The sequence below is a fragment of the Novosphingobium sp. KN65.2 genome (genome assembly GCF_001368935.1).
In the GTDB taxonomy this organism is placed as follows: Bacteria; Pseudomonadota; Alphaproteobacteria; order Sphingomonadales; family Sphingomonadaceae; genus Novosphingobium; species Novosphingobium mathurense.
Map to the genome: position 1 here is coordinate 1 of NZ_CCBH010000199.1, position 4,109 is coordinate 4,109.

The 4,109-nt window shown below is 58.6% G+C and carries 2 protein-coding genes; both read left to right on the forward strand.

Annotated elements, in window-relative coordinates:
* The first annotated feature begins 123 nt into the window (after window positions 1-123).
* Window positions 124-3,033: a Tn3 family transposase gene (locus tag SPHV1_RS21230; protein WP_054947996.1), complete on the forward strand. Its 2,910-nt coding sequence runs from the start codon at window positions 124-126 to the stop codon at window positions 3,031-3,033.
* Window positions 3,034-3,175: 142 nt separating this feature from the next.
* Window positions 3,176-4,042, forward strand: coding sequence for a recombinase family protein (locus SPHV1_RS21235; protein WP_006953933.1), 867 nt, complete (start codon window positions 3,176-3,178; stop codon window positions 4,040-4,042).
* Window positions 4,043-4,109: the final 67 nt, after the last annotated feature.

Below are 4,109 nucleotides of genomic sequence, written 5' to 3' on the forward strand. Positions count from 1 at the left end.
GGCCCAGTCGGCCCCAAGCTGCGATTTTGGCCAAGTCGGAGAACGTTTTGGGAACGTGGCATTCGGTATTGACGATGGAAATCATAGAAGAGGACAGTTCGCTCCATCATAGGGAGTGGGTTGATGGATCGGAGTATTCCGGGCGGGGATTTGATCGGACGATGGAGCCTGAGCTTTGCCGATATTGATTTTGTAAATTCGAAGCCGGCCCTGACGCGCCTTGGCCTCGCCGCGCAGCTGAAATTCTTCGCTTCCCTGGGGTTTTTCGCGATCGATCCCGGCTCAATCCCTACCGATGGCCTCTCGTATCTGGCCGAGCAACTCGGTGTCGAGGCTGGCGAGATAGCCGGTTATGACTTTTCCAGTCGGACAGCACGACGGCATTGTGCGGAGATCCTGATCCATCTTGGATATCACCGCATGAAGCGGGTGGATCGCGCGCAATTGACGGAATGGATTGCTGGCGAGCTGTGCCCGGGCGGCCAGTCGATCAATGCCATGCTTGAGCATGTTTTCCTGTGGTGCCGGGACCGGCGTATTTATGGGCCGTCGCGCAAGGAGCTTGAACGTGTCGTTCGCTCACAACGGCAAGATTATCTGGACACCTGGCTGATCGGAGCCAGTGATCGGCTTTCGTCAGATGCGGTGGCGTTATTGGAAGCCTCGCTTGCCGATCCGGACAGCTCGACCGGATTCAACAGGATGAAGGGTGACGCCGGACAGGCAACGCTCGACAACATTCTCGACGTGACCGAGAAACTCGCCTTTATCCAGAGACTTGATCTTCCCCATGATCTCCTGACGGCTACGGGCAAGCCATGGGTCGATCAGATTGTTCGCCGCGTTGCCGGTGAAAAGGCCTCGGAGATGCGCCGGCATGCGCCGGCGCGACAGCTCGGCCTTTATGCGATTTATCTAATGTCGCGGGAGGCGCAACTCACTGACGCGATGATCGACCTGCTGATCGAAACCGTTCACAAGATCGGAACGCGCTCGAAACGCAAGGTGGTGGGCGATATCGCGAAAGACATCGAGCGGGTCTATGGAAAGGAGCGCCTGCTGGTCGAGATCGCCAGCGCCTCGATCAATGAACCATCGGGGCACATCTGCGATGTCATTTTCCCGATCGCCGGTAAGGCCAAGCTGGCGGCGATCGTCAAGGAGAGCCATGCGAAGGGCGCTCTGGACCGGCGCATCTACAAGGTGATGCGTGGTTCCTGGGCCAATCATTACCGGCGCATGCTGCCAAGCCTGCTTTCCGTACTTGAGTTCCGGTCGAACAACGCGGTGTGGCGGCCGGTCCTGGCGGCCCTCGACTGGATCAGGAGCAAGGTGGATGGCGGATGCCGCTTCGTGCCATTGCAGGATGTTCCGATCGATGAGGTGATTCCAGCGCGATGGCGCAGTTCCGTCATTGATGACGATGGGCGGGTAAACCGGATCAGCTATGAGCTTTGCGTCCTGACGCAACTGCGCGACCGCATCCGCTCCAAAGAAATCTGGGTGGTCGGGGCGGATCGCTATCGCAATCCCGATGACGATCTTCCCAAGGACTTCGAGATCAGGCGAGAGGCGTACTATTCCGGCCTCAGCCTGACGCCAGATGCGCAGGCGTTTTGCGCCTCGATCCGGGAGGAGCTTGAACGGGAACTGTTGCTCCTCAATGCCAATATTCCACAAAACGACAAGGTCCGGCTCCTGTGGCGCGGCGACAACCGGATATCGATTACACCGTTCAAGCCCTTGCCCGAACCGAAGGGTCTCGCTTCGATCAAAAGCGAGATCGGTCAGCGCTGGCCGATGACCGGACTGCTGGACGTGTTGAAAGAGGCTGCTCTGGACACGGGATTGATGGATGCTTTCGAAACGTCGGCCTCGCGGGTTACCCTGTCGAAAGCAGCCTTGGCTCAGCGTCTTTTGCTGTGTCTCTATGGCTTGGGCACGAACGCCGGGCTCAAGCGGGTCGCTGGCGCAACACCCGATGTCAGTTACGAGGAATTGCTGCATGTCCATCGCCGTTTCATCCACGCGCCAGCGCTGAGGGAGGCGTGCGCGCGGGTAGCAAACGCGACACTGGCAATCCGCAATGCCGCAGTATGGGGAGATGCGGGCACGGCATGCGCGTCCGATTCAACGAAGTTCGGCGCGTGGGACCGCAACCTGATGACGGAATGGCACGCCCGCTATGGCGGCCGTGGCGTCATGATCTACTGGCATGTGGAGAAGCGCGCGACCTGCGTTTATTCCCAGCTCAAGCGGTGCTCTTCCTCGGAGGTCGCCTCCATGATCGAAGGCGTGCTACGCCATTGCACCGACATGGAAATCCAGCGCCAGTACGTCGATAGCCACGGCCAGAGCGCAGTCGGCTTTGCGTTCTGCCGATTCCTTGGATTTGAGCTTGCCCCGCGGCTGAAAGCAGTGGCACGCCAGAAACTGGCCCTTCCCCAAGCCGGCATGCGCACGCGGCTTTCCAATTTACTGCCGATCCTCTCCAGCCCGATCGACTGGGACGAGATCGAGCAACAATATGACGAAATGGTCAAATATGCCGCTGCCATGCAATCGCGCACCGCCGATCCGGAAGCGATCCTGCTCCGGTTTGCCAGAGCCGAAGTGATGCACCCGACCTACAAGGCGCTGAGTGAACTCGGCCGCGCGGTCAAAACAATCTTCCTATGCCGGTATTTGCGTCAGGAGGCATTCCGCCGCGAGATCCACGAAGGGCTGAATGTGGTTGAGAACTGGAACGGCGCTAATGGTTTCGTGTTCTTCGGCAAGGGCGGCGAGATCGCCACCAACCGCATCCATGAGCAGGAAATCTCCGTTCTGGCGCTACACCTCCTGCAAGCGTCGCTGGTGTATGTGAACACCCGCATGCTTCAGACCGTACTGGTTGAGCCGAAGTGGGCGGGGCGGATGACGCCGGAAGATTATCGTGGTCTCACGCCGTTGATCTACAGTCATGTGAACCCTTATGGCCGCTTCGACCTCGACCTGAACGACCGGATTGATTTTGGACGGCTTGCAGCGTGAGGCGGCTGATCGGCCTATAACATTTGGGTACACCCCAGAGTGATAGGGCCGAGTGACACCATTCGTCTGTCACAAAAGGGTGGGTTTGCGCTCAATGTGACGATACACTGCAAGAGCCACCCTAATGTGACGGATTTTGCACTTGGCTCGTATCGGATATGCCCGCGTCAGCACCACGGACCAGGATCTGGATATCCAGATTGGCCGCCTCAAGAATGCAGGTTGCGAAATTATCCGTTCCGAGACCGGATCGGGGGCCTCGCGGAGCGGGCGCACGGAACTGGAAACGATCATGCAGTTTATGCACACCGGCGACGAGCTGGTCGTGCTGCGGCTCGACCGGCTCGGCCGCTCCACGCGCGATGTCCTGAACCTGGTGCATGAGCTTGATGAAAAGGGAGCTTCGCTGCGCATCCTTGAGCCAGAGGTGACGACGGCGGGCGACATGGGGCGAATGGTCATCACCATACTCGGCATGGTCGCCGATATGGAGCTGAAGTTCATCAAGGATCGTCAGCGCGCCGGGATCGAAGCGGCGCGCGCCGAAGGCGTTTACAAAGGCCGGAAGAAGAACGTCGATGACGATGAAATCCGCCGTCGCCTTGCCGCCGGCGCCAGCAAGGCCCGCGTTGCCCGCGACCTGAAGGTCTCACGAATGACCGTCTATCGGGCGCTCGACATTATTCCGTCACAGACCAAACTGCCGGAAAAGCCGCCCACTGCCAGCATCGCCCTGCATCTGATTATCGAGAACTTCAACAAGCGTGGAAGAGGTAGAAAACCCGCTCGGGAGCGGATTGAGGCGATGCTGGAACGCGACTACGCCATGGTAAAAAACGGCAATTGTGATTACAAACTGACCGTCGCCTATGACCCCGATCCGGATGGCATTTCCCTTGATGAGGAAATCCAAAGCCTCCTCTCCGAGATGTTCAACATCGCAGAGAGCTACAATTGCTCCATGGAAGCCGATATCTACGAGGTCGGTGGTCAGCAACGGTCCTGGTAGAATCAATCAAGCGTTCAGTGTTCGTTCTTCAACCTGGCCAAAATCGCAGCTTCGGGCCGACTGGGCC

What these genes read in the sequence shown, in the direction of transcription:
- SPHV1_RS21230 (WP_054947996.1), top strand. Translation starts at nt 124, where the DNA reads ATGGATCGGAGTATTCCGGGCGGGGATTTGATCGGACGATGGAGCCTG.